A 686-nucleotide genomic window follows, 5' to 3' on the forward strand; every position below is an offset into this window, starting at 1 on the left:
GGTCGCTGTTTGTTGTTTGAGATTTGCATAGTGGACGCGAGCATCTTTGTGGCCAAGTTTTTTAGGGCACACGGTGGATGCCTTGGCATCAGGAGCCGATGAAGGACGTGGGAGGCTGCGTTAAGCCCCGGGGAGTCGCCAACCAGACTGTGATCCGGGGATGTCCGAATGGGGAAACCTAGCACCAGTCATGTGGTGTTGCCTCCGCCTGAATGTATAGGGCGGTTGGTGGTAACGCGGGGAAGTGAAACATCTCAGTACCCGTAGGAAGAGAAAACAAATTAGTGATTCCGTGAGTAGTGGTGAGCGAAAGCGGATCAGGCTAAACCGTAGGCGTGTGATAGCCGGCAGGCGTTGCGTTTGCGGGGTTGTGGGACCCTCTGATGGTTTCTGCCGAGACCATAGGCAGTAAGAAATCCTTCCGATAGTCGAAGCTTCTGGGAAGTTGCGCCGTAGACCGTGAGAGTCGGGTAGGCGAAATTGGTTGGACTGTTTGAGGGGATCCCAAGTAGCACGGGGCCCGAGAAATCCTGTGTGAATCTGCCAGGACCACCTGGTAAGCCTAAATACTCCCTGATGACCGATAGTGAACAAGTACCGTGAGGGAAAGGTGAAAAGCGCCCCGGTGAGGGGTCGTGAAATAGTACCTGAAACCGTGTGCCTACAAGCCGTAGGAGCGTAAACGA

General features: G+C 54.4%; 1 rRNA gene. It reads left to right on the top strand.

Annotated features, from left to right (window positions below):
- Positions 1–50 precede the first annotated feature (50 nt).
- Positions 51–686: ribosomal RNA gene (locus ACSC1Q_RS43005) — 23S ribosomal RNA — on the top strand; the annotation flags it as partial.

Origin of the sequence: Streptosporangium heterodermiicola (genome assembly GCF_051390675.1) — a bacterium.
Lineage (GTDB): Bacteria > Actinomycetota > Actinomycetes > Streptosporangiales > Streptosporangiaceae > Streptosporangium.